This window comes from Acinetobacter gyllenbergii, assembly GCF_001682515.1.
GTDB classification, from domain to species: domain Bacteria; phylum Pseudomonadota; class Gammaproteobacteria; order Pseudomonadales; family Moraxellaceae; genus Acinetobacter; species Acinetobacter gyllenbergii.
This window is the reverse complement of record NZ_KV575264.1, coordinates 73596-99243: the sequence shown is the minus strand read 5'-3', so window position 1 is coordinate 99243 and position 25648 is coordinate 73596. Positions and strand designations below refer to the sequence as shown.

The 25648-nt window shown below is 40.3% G+C and carries 22 protein-coding genes; 7 read left to right on the top strand and 15 right to left on the bottom strand.

Annotation, left to right across the window (positions count from 1 at the left end; all coding sequences use genetic code 11):
• The first annotated feature begins 219 nt into the window (after nucleotides 1-219).
• Both NG55_RS12190 and wecB read left to right on the top strand, forming a co-directional pair.
• Nucleotides 220-1434, top strand: coding sequence for a tetratricopeptide repeat protein (locus NG55_RS12190; protein WP_065343401.1), 1215 nt, complete (start codon nucleotides 220-222; stop codon nucleotides 1432-1434).
• Nucleotides 1435-1436: 2 nt separating this feature from the next.
• Nucleotides 1437-2564 (top strand): non-hydrolyzing UDP-N-acetylglucosamine 2-epimerase, encoded by a 1128-nt coding sequence (wecB, locus tag NG55_RS12185; protein WP_065343400.1) that lies wholly within the window; start codon nucleotides 1437-1439, stop codon nucleotides 2562-2564.
• Between the two features lie 15 nt (nucleotides 2565-2579).
• On the opposite strand, the gene NG55_RS12180 is transcribed toward wecB, so the two are convergent.
• The 9 genes from NG55_RS12180 to NG55_RS12140 all read right to left on the bottom strand — a co-directional run bounded on the left by NG55_RS12180 (nucleotide 2580) and on the right by NG55_RS12140 (nucleotide 13232).
• Nucleotides 2580-3458 (bottom strand): alpha-amylase family protein, encoded by an 879-nt coding sequence (locus NG55_RS12180; protein WP_065343399.1) that lies wholly within the window; start codon nucleotides 3456-3458, stop codon nucleotides 2580-2582.
• Nucleotides 3436-5283, bottom strand: coding sequence for a hypothetical protein (locus NG55_RS12175; RefSeq protein ID WP_065343398.1), 1848 nt, complete (start codon nucleotides 5281-5283; stop codon nucleotides 3436-3438). Before NG55_RS12175 ends, NG55_RS12180 begins: the two co-directional genes overlap by 23 nt.
• Entirely contained in the window at nucleotides 5284-6534 is a 1251-nt protein-coding gene (locus NG55_RS12170; protein ID WP_016541258.1) for a glycosyltransferase family 2 protein, read from the bottom strand. It lies immediately after the preceding gene.
• On the bottom strand, nucleotides 6521-7426 hold the full coding sequence (locus NG55_RS12165; RefSeq protein ID WP_016541259.1) for a hypothetical protein: 906 nt from the start codon (nucleotides 7424-7426) through the stop codon (nucleotides 6521-6523). The genes NG55_RS12170 and NG55_RS12165 overlap by 14 nt, the downstream gene beginning before the upstream one ends.
• Nucleotides 7426-8175: a hypothetical protein gene (locus NG55_RS12160; RefSeq protein ID WP_016541260.1), complete on the bottom strand. Its 750-nt coding sequence runs from the start codon at nucleotides 8173-8175 to the stop codon at nucleotides 7426-7428. Before NG55_RS12160 ends, NG55_RS12165 begins: the two co-directional genes overlap by 1 nt.
• A gap of 187 nt (nucleotides 8176-8362) precedes the next feature.
• A complete protein-coding gene (phrB, locus tag NG55_RS12155; protein ID WP_016541261.1) occupies nucleotides 8363-9802 on the bottom strand; it encodes a deoxyribodipyrimidine photo-lyase in 1440 nt (479 codons plus the stop codon).
• 120 nt (nucleotides 9803-9922) lie between these two features.
• Nucleotides 9923-10405, bottom strand: a complete 483-nt coding sequence (locus tag NG55_RS12150) for an FKBP-type peptidyl-prolyl cis-trans isomerase (RefSeq protein ID WP_004652066.1) — start codon at nucleotides 10403-10405, stop codon at nucleotides 9923-9925.
• Nucleotides 10406-10530: 125 nt separating this feature from the next.
• Nucleotides 10531-11817, bottom strand: a complete 1287-nt coding sequence (locus tag NG55_RS12145; RefSeq protein ID WP_016541262.1) for an NAD(P)/FAD-dependent oxidoreductase — start codon at nucleotides 11815-11817, stop codon at nucleotides 10531-10533.
• 95 nt (nucleotides 11818-11912) lie between these two features.
• A complete protein-coding gene (locus tag NG55_RS12140; RefSeq protein ID WP_065343397.1) occupies nucleotides 11913-13232 on the bottom strand; it encodes a D-alanyl-D-alanine carboxypeptidase PBP6B in 1320 nt (439 codons plus the stop codon).
• 171 nt (nucleotides 13233-13403) lie between these two features.
• On the opposite strand from NG55_RS12140, the gene NG55_RS12135 reads away from it, so the two are divergent.
• A complete protein-coding gene (locus NG55_RS12135; protein ID WP_016541264.1) occupies nucleotides 13404-15104 on the top strand; it encodes a M61 family metallopeptidase in 1701 nt (566 codons plus the stop codon).
• A gap of 125 nt (nucleotides 15105-15229) precedes the next feature.
• On the opposite strand, the gene paaI is transcribed toward NG55_RS12135, so the two are convergent.
• Nucleotides 15230-15613 (bottom strand): hydroxyphenylacetyl-CoA thioesterase PaaI, encoded by a 384-nt coding sequence (gene paaI, locus NG55_RS12130; RefSeq protein ID WP_016541265.1) that lies wholly within the window; start codon nucleotides 15611-15613, stop codon nucleotides 15230-15232.
• Nucleotides 15614-16184: 571 nt separating this feature from the next.
• On the opposite strand from paaI, the gene NG55_RS12125 reads away from it, so the two are divergent.
• Nucleotides 16185-18416, top strand: coding sequence for an NADP-dependent isocitrate dehydrogenase (locus NG55_RS12125; RefSeq protein ID WP_005202278.1), 2232 nt, complete (start codon nucleotides 16185-16187; stop codon nucleotides 18414-18416).
• Nucleotides 18417-18502: 86 nt separating this feature from the next.
• Here NG55_RS12125 and NG55_RS12120 read toward each other — a convergent pair whose 3' ends face one another.
• Complete coding sequence (locus NG55_RS12120; protein WP_065343396.1) at nucleotides 18503-19321, bottom strand: rRNA large subunit pseudouridine synthase E; 819 nt, start codon at nucleotides 19319-19321, stop codon at nucleotides 18503-18505.
• 193 nt (nucleotides 19322-19514) lie between these two features.
• On the opposite strand from NG55_RS12120, the gene icd reads away from it, so the two are divergent.
• Entirely contained in the window at nucleotides 19515-20771 is a 1257-nt protein-coding gene (icd, locus tag NG55_RS12115) for an NADP-dependent isocitrate dehydrogenase (protein ID WP_065343395.1), read from the top strand.
• A 138-nt stretch (nucleotides 20772-20909) separates the two neighbouring features.
• The gene (locus NG55_RS12110) at nucleotides 20910-21530 is read left to right on the top strand and encodes a pentapeptide repeat-containing protein (protein ID WP_065343394.1); all 621 of its coding nucleotides are present in this window, start codon (nucleotides 20910-20912) and stop codon (nucleotides 21528-21530) included.
• Between the two features lie 404 nt (nucleotides 21531-21934).
• On the opposite strand, the gene NG55_RS12105 is transcribed toward NG55_RS12110, so the two are convergent.
• The 4 genes from NG55_RS12105 to NG55_RS12090 form a co-directional block, all read right to left on the bottom strand.
• Entirely contained in the window at nucleotides 21935-22252 is a 318-nt protein-coding gene (locus NG55_RS12105; protein ID WP_065343393.1) for a hypothetical protein, read from the bottom strand.
• Nucleotide 22253: 1 nt separating this feature from the next.
• Nucleotides 22254-22964, bottom strand: a complete 711-nt coding sequence (locus NG55_RS12100) for a hypothetical protein (RefSeq protein WP_065343392.1) — start codon at nucleotides 22962-22964, stop codon at nucleotides 22254-22256.
• Nucleotides 22961-23476 (bottom strand): PAAR domain-containing protein, encoded by a 516-nt coding sequence (locus NG55_RS12095; RefSeq protein WP_065343391.1) that lies wholly within the window; start codon nucleotides 23474-23476, stop codon nucleotides 22961-22963. The genes NG55_RS12100 and NG55_RS12095 overlap by 4 nt, the downstream gene beginning before the upstream one ends.
• A gap of 356 nt (nucleotides 23477-23832) precedes the next feature.
• Nucleotides 23833-24444 (bottom strand): DJ-1/PfpI family protein, encoded by a 612-nt coding sequence (locus NG55_RS12090; RefSeq protein WP_065343390.1) that lies wholly within the window; start codon nucleotides 24442-24444, stop codon nucleotides 23833-23835.
• 274 nt (nucleotides 24445-24718) lie between these two features.
• Here NG55_RS12090 and NG55_RS12085 point away from each other — a divergent pair, with 274 nt between their 5' ends.
• Complete coding sequence (locus NG55_RS12085; RefSeq protein WP_023271479.1) at nucleotides 24719-25537, top strand: PhzF family phenazine biosynthesis protein; 819 nt, start codon at nucleotides 24719-24721, stop codon at nucleotides 25535-25537.
• The last annotated feature ends 111 nt before the right edge of the window (nucleotides 25538-25648 follow it).

Below are 25648 nucleotides of genomic sequence, written 5' to 3'. Positions count from 1 at the left end.
TTTTGATCGAGTGAATTTAATTATTTATAAAGGTGAATGTAGCGAATGTTTGTAAAATTCTATTGCTGATTCATAAACTTAATCTATTATAAAATAACGTATTTTAACGATAGCATAACCATGACTTGGTTATAATATGTGAATAATTTAACACTTTAACTTTAGATTACATTGAGTTTTTATTGTCTATATTCTGAGTATATTTAGTTGAGATCTGCGATGAACAATTCCAAAAATAAGCTGCTGAGTCATACACTACTATTCTTGGGCCTCATTCTACCTGCACAACAGATATTCAGCGCTGAAGCTGATTTTGTAAAGGAAGGGGATGCTGCTTATAAACCCGGCAACCCCATTTACGATCGTTGGGATAAATTTTATAAAATTGAACAAAGCCAGCCACGAGACGCTGAGAAAATCCTGCTTGAATTAGGACAACTCACACCACTAGATATCAAAGTCTGGAAAAGTTTGACCTATTTGCAGATTCGTTTAAATAAACACGATGAGGCCATTCAGAGTGTGCGCAAAGCTGAGCAGCTTGCACCTGAAGATGATCAATTGAAATTACAAGAAGGGTATTTGCTGAATCAGCAAAAAAGGAACAAAGAAGCCTTAGTCATTTTTAAAGGATTATCGACCTCCTCAGATACTGAAATTGCTACAAAAGCACTGCAAGCCGTACAGAATTTAAGTGGTTCATCTGTTCCCGCGACGTTTAAAGATGTGTATTTTGCCCCGTCTTATGAGTCACGTTATGACGATTTCATTTTTCCTTTAAAAATGCGCTATGGGAAAAATTTGGAGGGTGGTCGAGCACAAGTCTATGGCTTTGTGAATTTGAACCGTGATACCAAATCTAAAGGTGGCGTGCGTCCAGAAATTATTGATGAAAATGCAGTAACTATTGGCGTGGGGGCAAACTATCAACCATGGCAATCGATTCCTGTTCGGGCCTATTTAGAAGTGGGGGGCAGTTATGATCTGATCGATCGCAATCGAGATAAGTTCAGAGAAAGTGTGGTGGGTGGGGTAACCGGTTATCAAGAGTGGTATGCCAATCCAGCGATAGAACAACGCACAGTATGGAATGATTATTTCACGGATCTGTATGGCAATGTGGCGAGTTACTCTCGGGAGGACTATAACGTGATTGCTGATTTGCGACTGCGTTCTGGTTTTAATCTGTACCGGGGTGAGGCGGGTACGGTGCAAGCCTATGGAAAACTACATACCTTAGCTGATTCTAAAGGTGAAAATTACAATAATTTATTTGAATATGGTGCTGGTTTTGCATGGCAACCGTTTAATTATATGCCTGTGAAACTCCGCGTTGAGCGTTTGTATGGACACTATTTCAAAGATGCGCTCGCTGATGGTACTGAAAATTATAACAACACCCGCACTGAACTGGTTTTTTATAAGGATTTCTAACAATGAAAAAACGAATATCAATTGTGTTTGGAACACGACCTGAACTGATTAAATTAGCACCTGTTATTTTGCAGGCCCAACAAGACCCTCGTTTTCAGGTCGAAGTTATTTTTACTGGTCAGCATGATGAATTGGTTCGTGATGCGATCGATTTTTTCCAAATAAAAATCGATCATCGTTTGAAAATGATGAATGCAGGCCAAAGCCTAAATCAATTATTAATACAGGGGCTAAGTCAGTTAGAAGGTATTTTTAATGATGGACAACAGCGTAATGCAATCATCATCCAAGGGGATACCACAACTGTTTTAGCGGCAGGATTGGTTGCATTTTCTATGAAAATTCCAGTTGCACATGTCGAGGCGGGCCTACGCTCTTATGACTTAGCGCACCCATTTCCCGAAGAGGGCAATCGACAACTGGTTTCACGAATTACTCAATGGCATTTCGCACCCACAGAACAGTCTAAGCAAAATTTACTGCAGGAGCATATTGCTGCCAATACAATTACGGTCACAGGTAATACAGTAGTTGATGCTGTCTATTTAGGTCGGGAACTGATTCAGCGTAAAGGAGCTGAACAAAATTATTTACAGCAACATAATTTGAATTTTCCTCCCGATGCACGAGTGGTCTTAATTACGGCTCATCGCCGTGAAAATTTTGGTGAGGGCATTCAGAACATCTGCCATGCCGTTCAGCATTTAGCTCAGAAATATAAGGATGTGCATTTTGTTTGGCCTGTGCATTTAAACCCTGCTGTGCATGACCTTGTTCATGCTCAATTTGATGGACATACACAAGTACATTTAGTTAAGCCACTTGATTATCCAAGCTTACTTGCTGTGATTGATCGGGCGACTTTTATATTAACTGATTCAGGTGGCCTACAAGAGGAAAGTCCTTCATTCCATAAACCTGTATTGATTTTAAGAGAGACAACGGAGCGTCCCGAGGTCGTACAAGTGGGTGCGGGGATATTGGTTGGGACAGATCAAGCAAAGATTGTCACTGAAGCTGAAAAATTATTATCTGACCAAGCCCATTATACACGTATGGCCAATGTCCCAAATCCCTTTGGAGATGGGAAGGCTTCGCAACGCATTTTAGACCAAATCGCGGCGCGTTAATGCGCGCTGTCGATTCTAGTTGTATCGGAGTTTATACCACAACGCAACTGCATAAACGGTCATACGGTTCATATAATGTGGGCCGTCAAAAATATAGACGGTTTGCCCTTCGTAGGCTTTCAACTGCTGCATGACTTCCCAAGGATAGGCGGAGCGAAATTTTCCGCCTTTCACGGGACGAAATGCTTCTAATACAATCACAATATTGTCTTTGCCAAACTCTTTTTGAAGGTCTTCTAATACAACACGCGCTTGTTGTGGTGTCCGCGTTCCAACGCCAACGCCATCTTGGAAGAAGACGCCAGTATGGCTTGGTAACCAGCTTTTAAGCCAAGAATCTAGATGCTCTGGTGCCTGCTCTCCACTATAGATACTGATCCACAGCGGTTTGGGCAAAGTTCGGATGGCATGGGCCAGATCATCAACACCGATCCAGGTTGGGTCGGCTTCTACAGGAAAATAATAACCTTTAAGGGGAATAATTTGGGTGTTTTTAATGATTTTTTGGGAGCTCTCAGCAAGTTTTAAGACATTGGCGCGAGCTAACTTCTCATCATATTCTCCTGCTAGGCCAAGTAAAATATGCTGAGCCCATGCTTTTTGCTGGAGCTGTTTTAGATTGATGTTTTTATCCCATTTTTCTAAACCGATGTCGTGATCAAACCATGATTTAGATTGTACAACTGACCATTGTGGCACAAAAGTAGAAACACCAAGTAAGTCCCAATTGCCTGACGGTGGCGTGGTTGCCAAGTCAGGCTGCCAGAACATACCTTCAATGTGCGGAGCGTGTACGTCTGTTTTGAGATGATGAATACAACCTCCTAAAAATAAGAGTGCTGATAATGTAAATGTGATTAAAAACGTTGTTTTAGTCAGCCTTATTTTTAGCATTTGGTCTTTGTCGCCAGTACCAGAGCAAGATTGCAACAATCATGATAGCAGAGATTATAACGACCAAGAGAAAGAAGGAGGATTGTTTTACCAGAGGTGCTTTTTGATTTCCGACCATAATCTTTTGTAAAATAAAGACTTGTCCGCTTTCAGTCACCAATATTTTGCTGGCATTATTTGGGATGTTTTGTTGAATCTTTTCCCAAAGCTTGGTGAAGTTTTGTGCCCCTTGCATTGAGTCGGTAATAATATCAAAGCGTTGATCATGGAAACTTACCAAGAAGCCACTCACGGTTGCTGGTGCGTACAGTGTACTCTGATGCATTAAAACCTGTTGGCGATAAATGTTGGGATTGACCTGTACATTGAGCAGTTCAGGTTTAGCTGGATCCAACTTGACCAGATTTAGTGGAATCGGGTCATTGGTCATCAGCATTTTTTTGGCCACTTGGCTGATGATCATCGCAACTTCTAAGCTTCCCGCATTACCGTCAATCGCAATAGTGGGATGTGTTGCAAAGGTCATCGATAAAGATGCAACACCATTTTTCAATTTGTGCGGTAATTTCACCGTCGATTTTTGCGTATCAATCCACAGAGAACCTTTCGCAGTCGGTAAACATTGTGAGTTGACGATAACCGAGTTTTCAAGCTTTAGGTTGAAGGTGGTATTATCTGAAATGGTCTTGGCAAAGTAGTTAAATTGGCGGTTAACAGGGTCTGAATCTAAATTGGCTGTTTTCAAACTCCCCGCAAAACCGCCATCAATCCAAGTGGTAATATTTGAGCCTTCCAATAAACCACTTTGCACACGCAATGCAATTTGGCCTTGTAAAATGTCGGTTGGTTGCCAAACTGCAGGGAAATTAAGGAAGAGATTTTTTTCAGCTTGATTCAAACGGAAATCGCTAATACCTAAATCTGCAAGGGTATGGATTTGTTTGATTTTAGCCCAGTTCGGTGCTGCCAGTTTATTGGGAAGAAAGGTTGCCGAAGTATTGAGTTGTTGTAAATAGTCTGAGTTAAGTAAGCCATTGATTGCGGAGACCAGTTTTTCTGGTTGGTCATATTGAATTTGTAAGGTCGGAATATCATTTGCCGTACTGATTTGAACCAGTGTTCCTTTGGGTAAGGCGGTTGCTGATTTGACAATTTCAATATAAAAGTTGGGTGCTTGTTCCGTTGCTGCATTTTGCTCATACCATTGGATTGGCGTCACTGAACCCCAAGCACTGATCAGTCGCCCTAACATTGCAGCTTCATTGAGATTGGCTGGGTTATACTTCAGCACACCGACAAAAGGTGTTGGTCGCACAACCTGAGGATTGAATAAGGCATCAGGTAAATCCTTTAAACGATAAATGGGGCGATGACGTATATACTCAATCTTAGAATTGCTTAAATAAGTCACTTGATCGACATCCTCACTACAGAAGGTAGTGCGGTCAGCCGCAGGCGAAGTGTTGGGTGAATACTGCTGTAAAATAAAATCTAGGCGATGGAAGCCGCTTTGGGTTGCTGGGATATCAAAACTCAAAGTACCATCACCATTTAAGGTGGTGTTATAAATCAGTTTGTCATCAAATTTCACCAATAAAGTAGTGAAATGCTCGGTAGAGTAATCACTGCTAAAACGGATGTTCTGCCATTCAGAGCCTTTGCCAACATAGAAGAAATGCGGCTCAATGGTATATTTATTGGACGTGTTGATGTTGTCAAAGGTCCATGTATTCAAGGTATCTGCCAAAGCAAATACGGGCAAGGAGAGGGCGACACTGGCAACTACAGCTTTTAAAAGTGGATGTTGTAAAGTTCTATTTTTCATTTATTTTTTCTCCTTGCTACGCTCAGTTTTATACCACTGTAACGAATTTCCCTGAATCTTATTTTTCAGCATGTCATAAGCAGCTTTAAACACGATAAATAAGAACACTTGTGAATAGGTTACGTAAGATAAGACCGAGAAGAAATATAGTTGAGGTTTAGCTCGTTCTAAAGATAAGGTGAACCACATTTGTGCGACATATAAACAGAAGGATAAGCCCCAAAGCAGGGTGAATGGGCCGGGAACAGTAATCCCAGCAATCCCAAGCAATCCTAAAGCTAAGGTAATGTGACTCCAGATCAGTGCCGGTACAAAGAGAACATAGCACATGATGTTGTTGAAAATTTCGATGCCGATTGGAAACGGTTTTCTCAATGCAATTGGCAGATATTTACTGGTGACATAAAAGTTTCCTTGCGTCCAGCGTGAGCGCTGTTTGACAAAGACGCTCAATGAAGGTGGGTCTTGTTGCCAACCAACTGCATACGGTACCCATTTAATTCGTCTTTGGCCAAGGAAGATACGAAAGCTCATTTCGGTATCATCGACTAATGATTTTTCATCAAAACCACCCAGTGTTTCCAATGCATCGCGCCAGATTACATAATTGGTGCCCATCAGGGTGGACAACTCAAAACGTTGCCAACGCCCCCCTTGGAAAATCCATTGGAAGAAAATAAATTCGATCGCAATAAAACGGGTCAAAATACTGTCGCGCCAGTTACGGGTACGAACTTTACCATTCACTGCAACTAATTTTTTATCCGCCAGTAAGGTCTGGGCTAATAAGCGCACACAGTCTGGTTCAGGGGTACTATCGGCATCATAGACCACAATGAGCTCACCGGTGGCATGGGGTAAGCCATTGTTCAGCGTGCGTGATTTGCCTTTCCCTCCCATACCTTTGGGTACATTGACAATTTTAATGCAGGGATAAATAGCAGCCATAGCTTCTGCAATTTCTAAAGTATTGTCTTTTGAACCATCATTAATCAGGAGTACTTCATAGGCATGGGCAGGATAATCCTGCTGGGCAATCGCATGTAGGGTATCTTCAATCACCACACCTTCGTTATAGGCAGGAATCAAAACACTTAACATAGGCCAGTGTTCGGGAACTGGCATGTTTTCCAGTTCCTTGGCTGCATTTTTTGAATACTTCCATGCCTGAAAACTGAGCCAAGCCCAGAAGGCTTGAGGAATCCAGATGCCTAAAAAACCGAATAAGAAAAGAATATCAATTGCGGGCATTTATTCTTCTCCTGCGGATAATTGAAATAATCAAGATCAGGAGGAGTCCACCACCGAGCAGCAGCGAAACCCAAGAGATCGAACTACCAAAGGAGCTGAGAAGACTTGGATAATGTGCTGAATAGATATAATCCAGTGGAATGACCACTGTACTTAACCCAATTAAAATATAGCCAAATAAACTAGTTTTAACCCCTTCGGTGCTGCTGGTAAATTTTGTACGATTCAGATCCCAGGAAATACCCAATTGAGGATATTGAATAGTATTTAAGGGCATCCCAAGTGGTGGATTAATCACGACTTGATAACCTGAGCTTTGTGAGGAGTCAGTAATGGCTTGATAAAAATAATGCTGATGATGCTGAATTTTACGTGCGGGAATACGCAATTCATCTGGAAGATCGGACTGAATAATATAACTTCCAGCAGGCTGCGCAATGATGTTTTCATCCCAACCTGTTTCGATCAATGCTGCTAAAGGGCGTAAGCCAATTGCCGTTGAAAACGTGGCTTTGGCGGCAAAATATTTGGCATGGGTCATCTGATATAAGGCAACAGGAATAGCGCCTTCATTGACGGCTTTTTTAATTTTATAATATTTCACTACGCTAAAATATTCATTGGGTAAAATCACACCGGGCTTGATCCCTTGTTCAAGCAATTGTTTAAAGCTTTCAGAGTCTAATTGATCGGAAGTGAAAATTGGCCACCACGTGGCAGGTTGTGGAAAGAGCTCTGCTACAGTTTGGGGCGTTTGAACTTGAGTACTGAGATCTTGTTTAGCTGTTTCAATCTGGCAGTGATAATACTGCTGATAAAATTGCTGCAAGGTGGTATCTGGAAAATGACTGGTGGCGACCAAAACACCACAAATATTGAGGAGTACCGACATTAGCTCACCTCACTACTTGGAGGGGCTAAGTATTCAGTATGTTGCTCGATCTGGAGTTTAAGGACGGTAAGCTCTTGAAGGTCTTGAATAAACTGAGGAAATCCTTGAGTTTCATCTGAGGTTGTTTCATGAATCACGATACTTTGAATTTCACTGAGTTCTTCATTGATGAAGTGGTAAATTACACTGTCACGCTCAGTAGATAGGATTTCCATAATTTTATTTTGTGTGTCTTTCCAAATATCTTCACCCAGCATTTCACGAATCAGGACAGTGTTGCTAATACGTGTCGTAATGATTTTATAGTGATCTTTTTGGGTAAGCTGAAGTAACTTTTTTAATTCGCCTTGGAAATGTTTTAACGCAGTGAGCGGCAAGATATCGTGTTGATAATTGCGGTCATAACTTTGAATGGCTCGGAAACTTTTTAATGCATTTTGAATATTATGACGGATAGCACTCAAAAAAATCGGGGTAATTGGAAGTACAAACAACAATAACAATTGGCGTTCGACATAAGTCTGATTGGCCAAGTCGAGGAAAAAGTAAACGGCAACGCCTATAAACGTGAGTAAACCCACGATGATGGCCATGCCAACATTTAAGAACGCACCTGAGATTAACAAGATGAGTAGAAATACCCAACTTCCACGATAACTTGCTGGTAGCCATTCATACGCAACAATGCCCATAAAGATTTGGGCTGAGATAATCCATAAGACGAGTGCTGGAGCTGGATTTTTTTGCATAATCGTTTTTAGTTTTAATATATGTCTTTTGTGGAAAAGTTAGCATTATTTTACGGTTTTGACGATAGTTTTTCTGTTGTTAGCTTTGTAAAATAATTTTATAAACAGTAACATACAGTATAGCCTGTATTTCAGAGTAATAAACAGTAGTCAAAATGATAAGAATTTTTAATTTATGTAAGCTGAGTTAGATTGTTTTAAATGCTGCTATGGCTCGTAGACGGCTGTGCTTTAAATCAACCATTGGCTTAGGATAATCTAGTACTAAGGCTTGATTCTTTGCATAAGGGTCATGGATTGTTTTGTGATCAAGATGAGCCAGTTCAGGGATCCATTGGCGAATATAAACGCCATCGGGATCAAACTTTTGTGATTGTGTAACAGGGTTAAACACTCGGAAATAGGGGACCGCATCGGTACCTGTTGAGGCACACCATTGCCAACCCCCATTATTTGCTGCTAAATCGCCATCGATTAAATGCTGCATAAACCATTGTTCTCCCTTACGCCAGTCAATCAACAAGTTCTTGCTTAAGAACATGGCACAGATCATACGTACTCGATTATGCATCCAACCTGTCGCCAACATTTGCCGCATGCCCGCATCAATAATCGGAATCCCTGTTTGCCCTTGTTGCCATTTTGCTAGAGCAACATGATCATTACGCCAGCTGATTTTTGCAGTGGAAGATTGGAAAGGTAGATGCTTTGAAACTTGGGGGAAATCAAACAAGATATGTTGATAAAATTCTCGCCACAGCAGCTCATCTAACCAAGTTTGTTGCCCTTCAGACTGAATTTCAAAATGCCCGTGTTGTTGTCTAAACAGGGCTTGCAGGCATTGTCGAATGGAAAGAATCCCGATATTTAAATAGGCAGATAACTGACTGGTGCCTGAAACAGCTGGTAAATCACGTGCAGTTTTATAATCTGCTAAGCGAGTATGGATAAACTGGTCGAGTAAGGTGAGCGCATAGTCTTCACCCACTTGCCATTCAGCAAAATGCGGATGTTGGATCTGTTCTAGATAATCGTGATGTAATTGTTGAATGTTATCTAGCTGAAAATAGGACACATCGAGCGAGAGTGGTTGCTGCTGCGTAGGAGCCGGGTAGCATTGCGGTAAACCATGCTGTAAACGTTGATAACAGGTTTTTTTAAATGCGCTAAAAACTTTATAGGGTAAGGCAGACTGATTGCGGATCGAAGCCACAGGAAATAAGGTTCGATCATGAAAAAGTATGAATTCTTTTTGCTGCTGATGGAGTTGTTGTTGGATGGCCTGATCGCGTTTTAATTCATTGACACCGAGTTCGACATTGGCATAGACATGTTCAATCTCAAGTCGTTGGAGCAAATCAGCAAAAAAATCAGGTAGATCTTTCCAAAGTGAAATGGTCTGAACCATTAAAGGAATATTGAGTTGATGCAGTTGTTTTTTTAATTCTTGCAGTTGGCGTAAATAAAATTCGATTTTAATGGGCGCATCATTATGTTGTTGCCATTGCGCAGGCGATAAGATCACCAGTGCCAGACATGAACCAGCCTGAGTCGCATGCCAAAGCGCAGCATGATCTTGGATTCTTAAATCTTGGCGAAACCAAATCAATTGATAGGGATGAGACATAGTTGACAACGTAGATGGTGATTGAAATGACCTTAAGCGATTTTCTGATTTTAAAAAAGTATTTGCTAATAAAAAAGCAAAGCCGAAGCTTTGCTTTTTGCATCTAATTCAAATCATGAATTAGTGGTGGTGGCCACCTGCACCGTGAACGTGACCGTGATCTAATTCTTCTTGAGAAGCATCACGGATTTCAACGATTTCAACTTCGAAAGTAAGATCTTGACCAGCAAGTGGGAAGTTCGCATCAACAATGATGTTGTCGCCTTCAATTGCTTTAACGGTTACGATTTGAACGCCGTCATCAGTTTGAGCTTGGAATTGCATACCAGGTTGGATGTTGTCCACACCTTGGAACATTTGAGCTGGAACTTCTTGAACGAGGTCAGGGTTGTATTCGCCATAACCTTCAGCAGCTGGAACGTTTACAGTGAATTTTTCACCAACAGTTTTACCTGTAAGAGCATTTTCTAAACCTGGAATGATGTTGCCCGCGCCGTGCAAATATGCAAGTGGTTCACCTTGAGATTGATCAAGTGTTTCACCCTCAGCGTTTGTTAAAGTGTAGTGGAATGAAACCACGTGGTTATTTGCAATAGCAGTCATGTTTTGAATCCATGTCATCAATAGTTTTAGCTGTATATCATAAAGTGAAAAATAGATTTTGTTGACTATTTTCCACTTTTTGAAACGATTTACTTAAATATTGAGTCGAAATATCAAATTTCAACTCAATACAGTTTAATTTTTGGACGGACACGACGCGTTAGGAAATCTTTCATGGTGAGCATACCCGCTTGGGTATAACCATGAATATTGGCTTGATGTAGTCGGTATAAAGAGACGTACATAGTTTTGGCAATAAAACCTTGTACGCTAACATCGCCCAACAGCTCTCCCACCGCTTGATTGTGGCTCAATGACACCAGAGACCCTTTTTCATTAAAGCTAAACATTGGCTGAGGTGAACCCGACAAACGCGCAGCCATGGCATCTACCAAGAAGGTGGCCTGCTGACTTGCCACTTGCGCACGTGGACCTAGTGGAGGCTGGCGTGCATCCAACTGACAGTTGGCGCAGTCGCCGAAAGCAAATACATTTGGATCAGAGTAGGTTTGCAGCGTTGCATAGACCATTAAGCGATTAATCTTGTCCCGTTTAAAATCATGGAATGATTCTAAAACTTTAGGCGCTTTAACACCTGCGGCCCAAACCGTAATATCTGAGTGTAAAACACTGCCATTGCTAAAATAGACATTGGATTCATCGACTTTCTGTACTTTGTGTTGCGTCAAAATGTCGATGCCCATTTTCTTGAGTTGCTTGGCACTATGTGCAGCGGTTTTCTCAGTCAGTGCAGGCAAGATACGATCAGAAGCTTCAATCAAGGTAATTTTGACTTGTTTAGGGTCAATTTTCTTTAAGCCATAACGATAAAAGTTTTTGGTGGTTTCAATCAGTTCAGCTGCCAGTTCAACCCCCGTTGCCCCTGCGCCGACAATGCCAATATTTAAGGCACGTTCAGTTGGCTGGTTTTGTGCTTCGATATACAGATGGAACAAATCCTGTTGGAAGATGTCAGCTTGTTGACGACTATCAAGGAAATGACAGTATTCACGCACACCCTCGGTACCGAAGTCATTGGACACAGAGCCAACAGCAAGCACTAGCGTATCGTAGTTAAGTGTCTGGATCAGTGGGGTGTGTTCTTTGGAAAGTTGTGGAGGAGAGAGCGTAATTTGTTTTTTATCTTTATTGACATCAGTGAGGGTACCAAGGACGAACTCAAAATGATGTTTTTCTGCATGAGCAAAGTAATTGGTCTGTTCTTCGTGGGGGTTGAGTGAGCCAGCTGCGATTTCGTGAAGAAGTGGTTTCCATATGTGAGTGAGGTTTTGGTCGACTAGGGTAATTCGGGCTTTCTTACGTCGGCCAAAACGTTCACCTAGTTGTGTCGCAAGTTCTAAACCACCTGCGCCACCGCCTACAATCACGATATGATGTAAGGTTTTACTCATGATTAACCTAATTTTTTTTGTGAAAGGATGGCAGGATTATGCCATCCTTTTTTCAATATTGTATTGGTAATCTTGATAGAAAAAGTAGGTTTTTTTTAACCTTGATTTAAAGGATAAAGTTTCGGGTTTTGAGTATCGTTGGTTGAAAAAAAACTGAACAGATTAGAAAACCAGATCATAATTTTTTGAAAAATGTTGGCTTCTTCAATCTGAACATCATTCTCAATCTGTAAGCTACGAATCAATTGGTTGTTTTGATAAATCGATACCGTGGCCAAGTTCATGACTTGAGTCAAAGGTGCAGTTAAATGCTGTTCATTCAGTTCGATATTGATATGTGTATTCGTCGTTTGAAGCGGTTCAACGGTCGTGACTTGCTGGTTGGCATCAGTCAAATGAATACGTTGTGTCAATAAATCAAAAGTATTTAAATCAATCGGCGCTGCTTGACCATAAAGTGAGGTGGTGACAATCGTTGGTTGCTGTGTTTCAACTTTAAACATTTTCAAAGTCGATTTAATTACAGGTAGTTCAGCAATGAGTCGTTGTTTTGGAATTACTTCTTCATCTCGGGTATAGGTATAAGCCAAATTCATCAATTTATGTGCCACTTCTGCACGCTTTACTGCGCTTGGTGTACCTAACACCACCACAATCAAACGACGTTTTTCAACATGCGAATTAAAGGTCGGACGCTCAGCAGTGAGGGCTAAGTTGTAACCCGCCGCTTTGGTAAAACCTGTTTTTAGACCATCAGCGGTTGGGTCCATTTTCAAAGCCAGATTAGTTGCATGATGGAAGCGTTGGTTATAACTAAAGCTTGGCATTTTTGAATAATATAAATATTCAGGGGTTTGCTTCACAATGGCTTTCGCAAGCAGGCTGAGATCAGCAGCTGTAGAATAATGATCGGTCATGGTAATCCCAGCTGGATTACTAAAATGCGTATCTTTCATGCCCAAGGCTTGTGCCTCTTGATTCATACGCGCCACAAATTGCGGTACGCTGCCCGAGATTTTTTCTGCAAGCGTGACGGCTGCATCATTGGCAGACATCACGATGAGACCTGCTAAAAGCTGGTCAACAGAAATCTGTTCACCTGCTTTTAGATACATTTGTGACTCATCCCACATGACTGTGCTAACAACAGGTGTTGCGGTCAGTATGTCTTCTTTACGTAATTTACCCGCCTCAATTTCTTTTAGCGCGATATAGGCCACCATCATCTTGGTGAGTGAGGCTGGTGCACGCTGAACATGACTATTATGCTCAGCAATAATTTGTCCGGATTGAGCATCAATCACAGACCATGCTTGAGCTTCAACGGTTTCAGGGGCAATGTTGAGTAAATTTGCATGTGCAAGGTTTGCACAAATGAGACTAAACAACGTAAAGAGGGGGAGGAGAAATTTCACGTGAATACCTTGTAGTGCCGATCCGGTGGCCTTAAATGTGAGAGGAGAATGCTATGACTTTTTTGTTGAAGAATCCAGCAACTTTTGCTGACAATTACGACATCTACGCATGACTTTGTAAAAAAATGCTAAGCTGTGTGAAATTGTTCCTATTTTTCATGATTAGAAATTATGTTGCACTATCAAATTGAGTTCGACGATTATCGCCAACACCTGATTCATGTCACCTTACGTTTCCTTGCCAATCCCAATCAAGAACTTTGGTTGCCAACTTGGATTCCAGGCAGCTATTTAATTCGAGAATTTTCCAAACACATTGAATCGGTAAAAGCATCTGATGAAGCAGGGCGTTTACTCAGCATTAAAAAAACAGAGAAAAATCGCTGGCGTTTATTCAATACCGATCATGAACTGATTACGGTGGAATATGATGTCTATGCTTATGATTTATCGGTGCGCGGGGCCTATGTTGATCAAACCCGTTTATACGTCAATCCAGCTTGTGTTTGTCTGGGTTTAAAAGATCAAGAGCAAGCGCCGTGTGAAGTGGAAATCTTCCTCCCAGATGAACTCAAGCATTTTCAAATTGCGACGGGTTTGCCAACCAAAAGCTTGGTTAAAGGACGTTTTACTTTAAAATCAGATAACTACGATCAGTTGATTGATAGTCCATTTGAGTTGGCTGAGCAAAGTCGTTTTAGTTTTGAAGCCAATGGTATTGCGCATGAGTTTGTGATTTCTGGCAAGCATGCGACCAATTTAACTCGTTTAGAGGCAGATATTAAAAAGATTTGCCAAACTGAAATCGACATCTTTGGTTCAGCACCATTTCAAAACTATACCTTTATGACCATGGCAACTGGTAATAGTTATGGTGGATTAGAGCATTGCAATAGCACCAGTTTAATTACACCGCGTGATGATTTACCTAAGGCGGATGAGGCAGAAGAACCGTCTAAAGATTATCAACGCTTTTTAGGTCTATGCAGCCATGAATATTTTCATTCATGGTTAGTAAAATTTATTCGCCCTGAAAATTTTACCAACTATGATTTGCATCAAGAAGCCTACACGAGCTTACTGTGGATTTTTGAAGGCTTTACTTCATATTATGATGATCTGATTTTGTTGCGTAGTGGCGTGATTTCACAAAAATCTTATCTGGATTTACTTAAAGCGCAAATTGACCGTTATTTACAAAACCCAGGGCGTTTGGTGCAATCTGTTGCTGAGTCAAGCTTTGATGCTTGGATCAAGTTTTATCGTCAAGATGAAAACTCGAATAATGCAGGCACGAGCTACTATAATAAAGGCAGTTTGGTGGCACTTTGTTTGGATTTGGGGTTGCGCTTACGTGGTTCAAATTTAGATGCCTTGATGCGTCGTCTATATGAAAATACCCAAAATGGGATTCAAGTGAATGATCGGACGATTTTTGACTTATGTCATGAGTTGACAGGGGATAACTGGATTGAGCAAATCAATCATTTGATCAACACCACAGATGAATTGCCACTGGATCAACTCTTCCCTGAATTTGGTTTAAGTTATAGCACCAAAGAAGACAAGGCTTTGCCATTTGGCTTAAAAGTTGTTGATAAAGCTGAAGGTGTGGTAGTGCAACAGCTTCGTCGAGAGAGTGCTGCGGCAAGGGCTGGATTGTCTGCCAATGATGTGATTATTGCGATTGATGGCATCAAGGCTTCGGAAAAACTGTTGGCAAAGTATGCAAAGCAACAAGGTAAATTTATTGTTTATGCATTCCGCCGTGATGAGTTTTTACAATTTGAACTGGAAGCAGGTGAGAATGCACTGACAACAGTTGAACTCAAAGTTGAAGATCAAAATAAGCTGGATCGTTGGTTGAAGTAATCATGTGTTGATTAAAAAAGGAAGAGCTGAATCTCTTCCTTTTTTTGTATTTAATTTTGGTATGAGCGTGGATTTATTCCTGCTGAAACTTTGATTTTGAGAGAGTGAATCGTTAAAAGGCACATCTATTTCTGCTTAGTCACTAAGCGTGAAATTCCTCTAAACTCGGCAATAATTTCATTGTGCTGATTGGCGATTGTAATATCATAAATTTCAGATCGTCCACTTGGCGCTTTGAAGCTTGCTGTTGCAGTTAAAGTATCGCCAATTTTTCCTGGTTTGATATAGCTGATATTGCAATGCTGTCCGACAGCAGGTTGTTCACTATTACATGCAATCGCAAAGGCACTGTCTGCAATCGCAAAAATAATGGCACCGTGGCAGGTGCCATGCCCTTGAGTATGATTTTCTTTCACTGTTAAAGAGACTGCGGCTGAACGATGACCTGAGGCTGTTAGTTTTGCACCGATCATTTGCATCACAGCATCTTGTTGAAATAGTGCATTCATCTTGGCAAGATCCATCTTTTTATATGATATGGTTTTAAATATAAATTAATTTTTTTGAATCATAAATGCTGTTTTGATAAATGATCGATAAGATCTGATAAAAAGCGCAATATTTTTGACGTTCAAGCAGGTCGTGATTGAGTTTCGCTGGGCTTATGTATAGGTCATTAAATCGTGAGTTAACAAAGATAAAATCGATTTAAAAGTGTGTCGATTACATTGAACCTACCACTAAAGAATTAACGAATTGTTCATCTAAGCCTGTCAAAATAGGACGAGTTATTTAGCAATTTATGTATTTGTTTGCTAAATGATCAATTCGATATTTATATTTAAAGCAGACAGTGGTTTGTATTTGAAAAGCCAAAACTTGACCGCATATAGATATGGCGAGATGCTACTATTATATCATTTTGTAGTATTTTTTATCGAAATGTCGTTATCACTGGATATTGCGTTGACTCGCATGTGATGAACACTGATACTCTCAAGTTTGTTTAAGCAAATCGGTTCTAGGAGCTGGGCCACAAGCACAGTTATCCGTAACTCAATCCAACACAAGGGGCTATATATGGCTGGTGGAAAGTCAAAAATCATTTACACACTGACTGACGAGGCGCCGTTATTAGCGACCTATTCATTGCTACCGATCATTGAGACCTTTACAAAACCTGCTGGCATTGAGATTGTTAAAAGTGACATCTCAGTTGCAGTACGTGTACTCGCAGAATTTTCAGATTACCTTAAAGATGAGCAAAAGGTAAACAATAACCTTGCAGAGTTAGGTCGTCTTACACAAGATCCAGATACCAATATCATTAAACTTCCAAACATCAGTGCGTCTGTTGCTCAGTTAGTGTCATGTATTAAAGAGCTCCAGTCGAAGGGTTATGCGATTCCTGATTACCCAGAAAATCCAACCACTGAAGAAGAAAAAGAGATCAAGGCACGTTATGGTAAATGCCTTGGTTCAGCAGTAAACCCTGTATTGCGTGAAGGGAACTCTGATCGCCGTGCGCCAGCTGCTGTGAAAAATTATGCAAAAAAACACCCGCATTCAATGAGCGAGTGGAAACAATGGTCTCAAACTCACGTTTCTCACATGGATGAAGGCGACTTCTACCACGGTGAAAAATCAATGACTTTAGACCGTGCACGTAATGTGAAAATGGAACTCATCACTAAGTCTGGTGAAACCATTGTGCTGAAGCCAAAAGTCGCACTTCAAGATGGCGAAATCATTGACTCAATGTTTATGAGCAAGAAAGCGCTTTGTGATTTCTACGAGAAAGAACTTGAAGACTGTCGTGAAGCGGGCATTTTGTTCTCATTACACGTGAAAGCAACCATGATGAAAGTGTCACACCCGATCGTATTCGGTCACTGTGTGAAAATTTACTACAAAGACGCTTTTGAAAAACACGGTAAATTATTCGACGAACTCGGTATTAACGTGAACAACGGTATGGCTGGTCTTTATGAAAAGATCGCAACTCTACCAACATCTTTACGTGAAGAAATCATCGAAGATTTACATGCTTGCCAAGAACACCGTCCTGCACTTGCAATGGTGGATTCTGCTAAAGGCATCACCAACTTCCATTCACCAAATGACGTGATTGTCGATGCTTCTATGCCTGCAATGATTCGTGGTGGAGGTAAAATGTGGGGTGCTGACGGCAAACCTTACGACTGTAAAGCTGTGATGCCAGAATCAACTTTCGCGCGTATCTACCAAGAAATGATCAACTTCTGTAAGTGGAATGGTAACTTCGATCCACGTACTATGGGCACAGTACCGAACGTTGGTTTGATGGCGCAAAAAGCAGAAGAATACGGTTCACACGACAAAACTTTTGAAATCTCAGAAGCGGGTATTGCCAACATTACTGATTTAGACACGGGTGAAGTGTTGATGTCACAAAATGTAGAAGAAGGCGATATCTGGCGTATGTGTCAGGTGAAAGATGCACCAATCCGTGACTGGGTGAAACTTGCAGTAACACGTGCACGTAACTCAGGCATGCCTGCGATCTTCTGGCTTGACCCGTACCGTCCACACGAAAATGAATTGATCAAAAAAGTTGAAAAATACTTGAAAGATCATGACACCACAGGTCTTGATATTCAAATCATGTCACAAGTACGTGCAATGCGTTATACGCTTGAACGTGTAGCGCGTGGTTTAGATACCATTTCTGTCACTGGTAACATTTTACGTGACTACTTAACTGACTTGTTCCCGATTATGGAATTGGGTACTTCAGCGAAAATGTTATCGATCGTGCCGTTAATGGCTGGCGGTGGCATGTACGAAACAGGTGCGGGTGGTTCAGCACCGAAGCATGTTCAGCAGTTGGTTGAAGAAAACCACTTGCGTTGGGATTCTCTCGGGGAGTTCCTTGCATTGGCTGTTTCTTTAGAAGAGCTTGGTATCAAAGAAGATAATAACCGTGCGAAATTGCTTGCGAAGACGCTTGACCAAGCAACAGGTAAACTTCTTGATAACGACAAGTCTCCATCACGTCGTACAGGTGAGTTAGATAACCGTGGCAGCCATTTCTACTTAGCATTGTACTGGGCTGAGGCATTAGCCGCTCAAGACGAAGATGCTGAGTTAAAGGCGAAATTTGCTCCGCTTGCAAAATCGCTTGCTGAAAACGAACAGAAGATTGTTGCTGAACTTGCTCAAGTTCAAGGCCAAGCTGCTGATATCGGTGGTTATTATGCAATCGACCCAGCGAAAGTAAATGCAGTAATGCGTCCAAGTGCAACGTTTAATACGACACTTGCGTCACTTTAATTGTTGATATATCACCGACAATATTGTCGGTGATACAAAAAAGCCGATGTGAAAACATCGGCTTTTTTGTGCGCTCAGTTTAGATTTTAACGCCCATTACGGTTACGGCCACGCGGTGCTTTGGTATTTGGACGGGTTGTGCCATTGGTCTTACGACGTGGTTTATCGGCATCGTCAGTTTGCCAAATACGGGTTGTACCACCACCTGCTTTTTTCTTGCCTTTAAATGGTTTTTCACCTTTTTCTTCTCGAGCTTTATCTTTAGCGCGTGAGAAGTGCGGTTTATTATTCGATTTTTTCGCGAAAGAACGACCTTCATAAGGCTTATCGGCAGGAACATCTTTAAAATCAGGATAAAGCAAAGGTTCGATTTCCAGTTGTTCTCCTGGCTGTAAACCTAGTTTGACCAGATCAATTGTACCAATTTGAGTGCGAATCAGACGTAAAGTTGGGAAACCAACAGCAGCGGTCATACGACGTACTTGACGATTACGACCTTCGCAGATTTGTAGTTCGATCCACGTCGTTGGAATATTGGCGCGATAACGCACAGGTGGATTACGTTCCCATAGCCATTCAGGTTGATCGACTTTCCGTGCTTTGGCCGGTAAAGTCATACCATCTGCAAGTTCAACGCCCTTTTGCAGTTTTTCGATTGCTTCTTCTGAGACATCACCATCAACTTGAGCAAGATAGGTTTTATATTTTTTATTGTCTGGATGAGTGATGAATTGATTTAAACCACCATGATCCGTAAGAAACATTAAACCTTCAGAGTCTAAATCTAAACGTCCTGCAATACGAAGTTCAGGATCTTTGATAAAACTTGAAACTGTTAGATGTTTTTCATCTTCGCGAAACTGTGACAAAACGTCAAAAGGTTTGTTAAATACGACTACTTTCATATGAATATACTACTTTGGTTATGGGCGGCATCATAACAATAACGGTTTCTATTTAATGGGAAAATGTTGTTATTTCCCGTATAAATCTCAAAAAAACCAGTTTTGAACTAAACTGTTTCATGCAATAAAAAACGAAAGTATGCCATAGAAGGCATAGAGATAATCGCTAAATACATGAGGGAGAACCTACAAAATGGGTTATCAGAAGATTGTGGTTCCTGCTGATGGAGACAAAATCACAGTAAATGCAGACCTGTCACTGAATGTTCCAAATCGTCCGATCATTCCTTTTATTGAAGGTGATGGTATTGGTGTGGATATTACACCAGCAATGAAAGCAGTAGTAGATGCCGCCGTGTTAAAAGCTTACGGTGGCAAACGTTCAATCGAATGGATGGAAGTCTACTGCGGTGAAAAAGCAGATAAAATTTATGGCAATTATATGCCAGAAGAAACTTTTGATGCTTTACGTGAATTTATTATATCAATAAAAGGGCCATTGACGACACCCGTTGGTGGCGGTATTCGTTCTTTAAATGTCGCATTGCGTCAAGAACTCGACCTCTATGTTTGTGTGCGTCCAGTCCGCTGGTTTGAAGGTGTTCCATCACCTGTTCAACATCCCGAACTGACCGATATGGTGATTTTCCGTGAAAACTCGGAAGATATCTATGCAGGGATAGAGTGGAAAGCAGATTCACCAGAAGCAAAGAAGGTGATTAAATTCCTGCAAGAAGAAATGGGTGTGACCAAAATCCGTTTCCCGACAGATTGTGGGATTGGGATTAAACCCGTTTCTAAAGAAGGCACACAGCGTCTGGTGCGTAAAGCAATTCAGTTTGCGATTGATAATGACAAGCCTTCGGTGACCTTGGTACACAAGGGCAACATCATGAAGTACACCGAAGGTGCATTTAAAGAGTGGGGCTATGAACTCGCCATGGAGCGTTTTGGTGGCCAGTTATTGGATGGTGGGCCTTGGGTAAAAATCAAAAATCCAAGAACGGGCAAAGATATCATTATTAAAGATGTGATTGCCGATGCCTTCTTACAGCAAATTTTAATGCGTCCAGCCGATTATTCCGTGATCGCGACGCTAAACTTAAATGGTGACTATATTTCGGATGCACTTGCCGCTGAAGTGGGGGGCATTGGGATTGCACCAGGCGCGAATATTGGTGGTGCAATTGCAGTGTATGAAGCCACACACGGCACGGCACCAAAGTATGCAGGGCAGGATAAAGTCAATCCGGGTTCTATCATCCTTTCTGCTGAAATGATGCTGCGAGATATGGGATGGACGGAAGCAGCAGATTTGATTATTCAAGGTGTTTCGGGTGCGATTTCAGCAAAGACCGTGACTTATGACTTTGAACGTTTGATGCCAAATGCAACCTTATTGCGTTGTTCTGAGTTTGGACAAGCCATAATTCAGCATATGGAAGATTAAGGTCTAAATATGAAATGAAAAGAGCGGTATAACTGCTCTTTTTTATTTGAATTTGAGATCAGTAAGTCATAAGAAAAGCATATACAAACGAGCGTCCATGGCATATGTTGATCTATTCGAAAATAAAAATTGAACATCATGGCTGAACGAAAATATGGTGCAGCTGCACCAAAAACTACAGAGACTATCACCAGTTTAGATTGTTATGGGCAGATACTGAGTAATCAAAAATATGAGCGGACTTTGTTTGTTGACTTAGATTTATCAGAAGCACAAAGCACAGGGGCTATTTTTAATGAATGTACCTTCCGTCGGGCACGTTTTAATGCCTCAGTTCATCAGCATAGCGCATTTTTAAATTGTACTTTTCATTTCTGCAATTTCTTTGATAGTAAATTTATCGACTGTAAATTTGTCGGCAGTATGTTTAGCAATTGCCAATTTCATCATATGCGAGTGGAGGATAGTGATTGGGCTTTTGTTGGATTGCCAGGTGCTGATTTAGAAAAAGCTTCTTTTTTGAGAACACGCTTAAGAGAGGCTGATTTGACAGGTGCACGTTGTCATGGAAGCTCAGTTCGAGAGAGCGACTTATCTGGTGCATGGCTTCATAGTGCAGATTTTACCGAGTGTGATTTAAGAGGCAGTGATTTGAGTGCTTTAGATCCGAAAGAAACACAGATTAAGGAGGCGATTATCAATCTTGACCAAACCTTAATGATTGCAGAAAATTTAGGCTTCGATGTCAGGGTTGATTGAAGCGCTCCGAATGTTGAATATAAAAATGAGTGGCCTAAACCACTAATTTTTATGGGAAAAGAAATTAAATCCTTTTAAGACCAATACAGTCTGATAAAAGGGACTCATTGTGATCTAAAGAAGCCCGTTAAACGGTTACTTAAATTCAATGCGTGTAGAGATTATCTGTAATAATACCGCTTGTATTTGTGGAGATAGCACATTGGCTATATGTGATATTAGACACGCCACAGTTCAAGAACTTGCGTATTATCTCTTTTTAGAAGGTCAATAGGAAATTAAACAATATGGGAAATAGGAGTATTGACCGATATGTAATAGGTGACATATTGCAAATTGAGAACTAATTAAATTAATACCTTGCTAAAACAGCCTCAACTTTAATTATTAAGGCTATTTTTTGATTATATTTTTTCGCTATTCAAATCTGAATTTCGATGACCTAATTCTGGCTGCTCTCGCTCTAACCAATTTTGATAGCTAATACTGATATTAAATAAATTCATGCTTATACTCAGTAATAACGCCATAATGCTAACTAGAATTGCTATTTTCTGCTTCAGAATTAATGTAATAATTAATATTAAAGCTGAGGTGGAAATGAAAAATGTATCAATTGAAACAGCATAGTGATTGTTATTTGTCATAAAAGACAGGATATAAATGAATACAACTCCAATAATGTTTAGGAGAGCAACCCAAAATAAGATTTTAACTTTCATATCACTTCTTCTTTTCTACAATTAACGCTGGGATTCGTTCCCCACCGATTACGTTACCTACATAGCTGTTATTCCCTCTACTATAGGCCCATAAATATATCTCTTTATCTGTTGGCGAAGTTCGTTTATAAACAGCTTCTTTTCGAGAAAAATAAGCCCAGCCTTTTTGACCGTGCACTCTACATTTTTCTTGTCTAATTGCAAATACATCCGCAATAGATTGTACAGACGTTCCTCTAAGACCTGTGTTGCAACCATGTAGAACTAAGTTAGCATTTGGAGACCAGCGCAATTTCTCTAATTGGGATATTTCAGTATAGGAAATTGTACCGTCCTCTAAAACTTCATTACTCGCGTTTCTGGTGCCTAAAAACTCTAAACCATCGTTACCGCCGTCTGTTTTGCTAGAGTGGCTAAAAACGTGCATTTCTTTTACTTTGGCAACGGTTTTATTTATCTCGTCATAGATCTCGGCCCAAACCTTTTTAAAGTCCTGTCCTGACGTAACTTGGTACTCTTTAAATACATAGTTATCACCGCAGTTTTTTAGCTTCAGTTGGGATAGCCAGTGATTTGATGCTCTTTGAAAAGCCTTGTCATCGCTCTTTGATGGTTTGTAGTAATAAACACATATTAAATATTCTTTTAACTTGATGGGCTGTTTATGTACAGATTCAGCCTTTGTATTGGTTTTGCAGATTCCTTGTGTCACTCCAGCTCTCCGATAAAAATGTGAATATCTTCAGCTTTGGTCGTATGAAACCTTTCTGTATATCCATTTTCATCTGTGGTTCCTGAAGCTACGACACTACCAGTAGAGTCTTTGAGGTGATAGGGGATGTTTGCCAAGGGTTCATTATCATCTCTATCGATCAATTGAACACGTTCATCAAAATTTAATTGATCAATAATATTCTGAACATTACTTGCTTGCCCTGAACTGGCACCCGAACCAGAGCCACCAGTTCGCACAGCTAAATCTGAAATCTTCATGTACTTTGCGCCACATGTTGCTTGGTCACCAGCCACAATTAAATTACGGCCATTAACCTGCATAAAACCTCGTTGCGTTGCTATGGCTTTTGAAATCACATTACATTTAGGGCAATAATGTTTCATTCCCTCTAAATGAGCCGCTTTACCATCTACCAGCCAAAAATCATCTCCTTCAATGATCTTGCCACCGTGATTAGTAAAACATCCTCTTGTTATAAATGCTTGCATATTATGAATATCCAGGGTTATTAAAATAATTTAAAAATAATTGGATAAAGATTGTCACCTTTATAATTTTTATGCAAAGAATTGCCTGATTTGTTCATAAATTAGATTTTTTATGTATATTAAATTGGTTTTTATATAATGGGTTGGAATCATGTTTAATTTATTATAGGGTTGTCAGCTTTCATTAATAAAAATAGGCTATCTGAATTGTGTGCGTACTTATTTTCCCGTAATGTAAAAATAAAAATTTGCTAAATCTTTTATTGTTTAAAATAAGTGTCTTGCTGTAGGTAGTTTAGAAATCCAACACACCAACAGCAAGTGATAATACATAAATCTTGATATCCAGTTGTTGGTTAGTCAGCTTTTACTTTACAGAAGGGATCAATGTTCGGGTTGCTATTCCAAATATATTCTGCCTCTTCAGCACACAATTGAGCCATTTCTTCACCCTGTGTGTTATGAATAAAGGCGAGGGTCATATCCATACCCGCACTCACACCAGAAGACGTATAGAATTTTCCGTCAATCACCCAACGGGCCTGAGCTTGCCACAACACTTGATCATTGAGTTTTTGTACAAACTCAAAGGCCATTTTATTCGATGTTGCTTTAACGCCATTTAAAAGACCCGTCGCTGCTAGCAATGAACTGCCTGTGCAAATGGTTAGAACATATCTGCTTTGTGCCGCTAAGTTTTTGAGTTGGTCAAGAAATTCGTGGTTTTTGATCAGTTCAAACGTCACGATACCGCCCGGAATCAGCAAAATGCTTTCTGCATTGGTCTCGATTTCACGGAATGATTTGGTGTGGATGCAAACACCATGTTTATTGGAAACCAGACCGCCATTTAGACTATAAAACTGGACTTGATAGTGCTGTTGCAGTAAGCCAAATAATTCAACAGGCCCCATAATATCGAGGGTTTCAAAGTCTTCAAAGACGATGGCATTTACAGAAATAGGCATTTCTTTTCTCACGAATTAAATCTGGTTAACACCATAGTCAGCTGCAAATTTTTTATTGTGAATATTCTGTATGGCTTATTTTGAATTATGCTAAATCAGTGGACTTTTGGCCTGATCTGTTAGCAAGCGAAACGTATTTTTGGCTTAAAATTTAAACGCTTAAGCATCCTGAATGAGAAAAGCAGTGGTGTATCGTAAATTTAGAAAAATCTGTATCTATAATTTCTGGACTAGATGTTCAAAAATAACTGAAAAATCGAGCGAGTGCCGTGTTATGAAGATGTATCAAGTGGATGCTTTTACCCAAGAATTATTCAAAGGCAATCCTGCAGGTGTAATCATCGTTGATGAATGGTTGGATGAGCATTTGATGCAGAATATTGCCATGGAAAACAATTTATCTGAAACGGCTTTTGTGAAAATCATTGATGAGCATAATTATGAAATTCGCTGGTTTTCTCCACTCAATGAGGTTGCATTTTGTGGACATGCCACTTTAGCCAGTGCTTTTGTTTTATTTAAAGATTTTACTAAGCTAGAAACCATCCAGTTTCATGTACGCGATTTGGGAATTTTTATCGTTAGCCAAGACACTGATGGCAAAATTAAAATGAATTTCCCGATTCGTAAAGCAGAATTGGTTGCTGATTATCCTCAAGTATTACGTGAAGGACTCACCAAGCCGTTTAAAGCGGTCTATCGTAATGTCCAAGCCTATATTATTGAATATGAAACCGTTCAGGATGTCTTAGATGAACAACCTGATATGGAAAAATTAAAACAACTTGGACAAATTCGTACTGCGATTACAGCTTCTCAGCCAGACGTTGCAATTACTGCTAGAGGTGAAGGACAGTTTGATTGTGTGTCTCGCTATTTTGCGCCAGCAATTGGCATTGATGAAGATCCTGTAACAGGATCAATTCATACGGCGATTGTTCCGCTTTGGGCTGAAAAATTGAATCAGACTCAATTAACGGCCTTTCAGGCGTCTCAACGAGGTGGAATTTTAGAATGTGTCATTGTATCTGAAGATCGTATTGAAATTTCAGGTTATGCAAAATTGTATCTGCAAGCTGAACTGGCAATCTGAATTTTTACTTAAACTGTGCAAAAACAAAGATAAAAGCTGTTTAAATAAACAGCTTTTTTCAAAACATAACTATTAAAAATGCGAATCGTTCTCTACTATAGCTTGACGTTT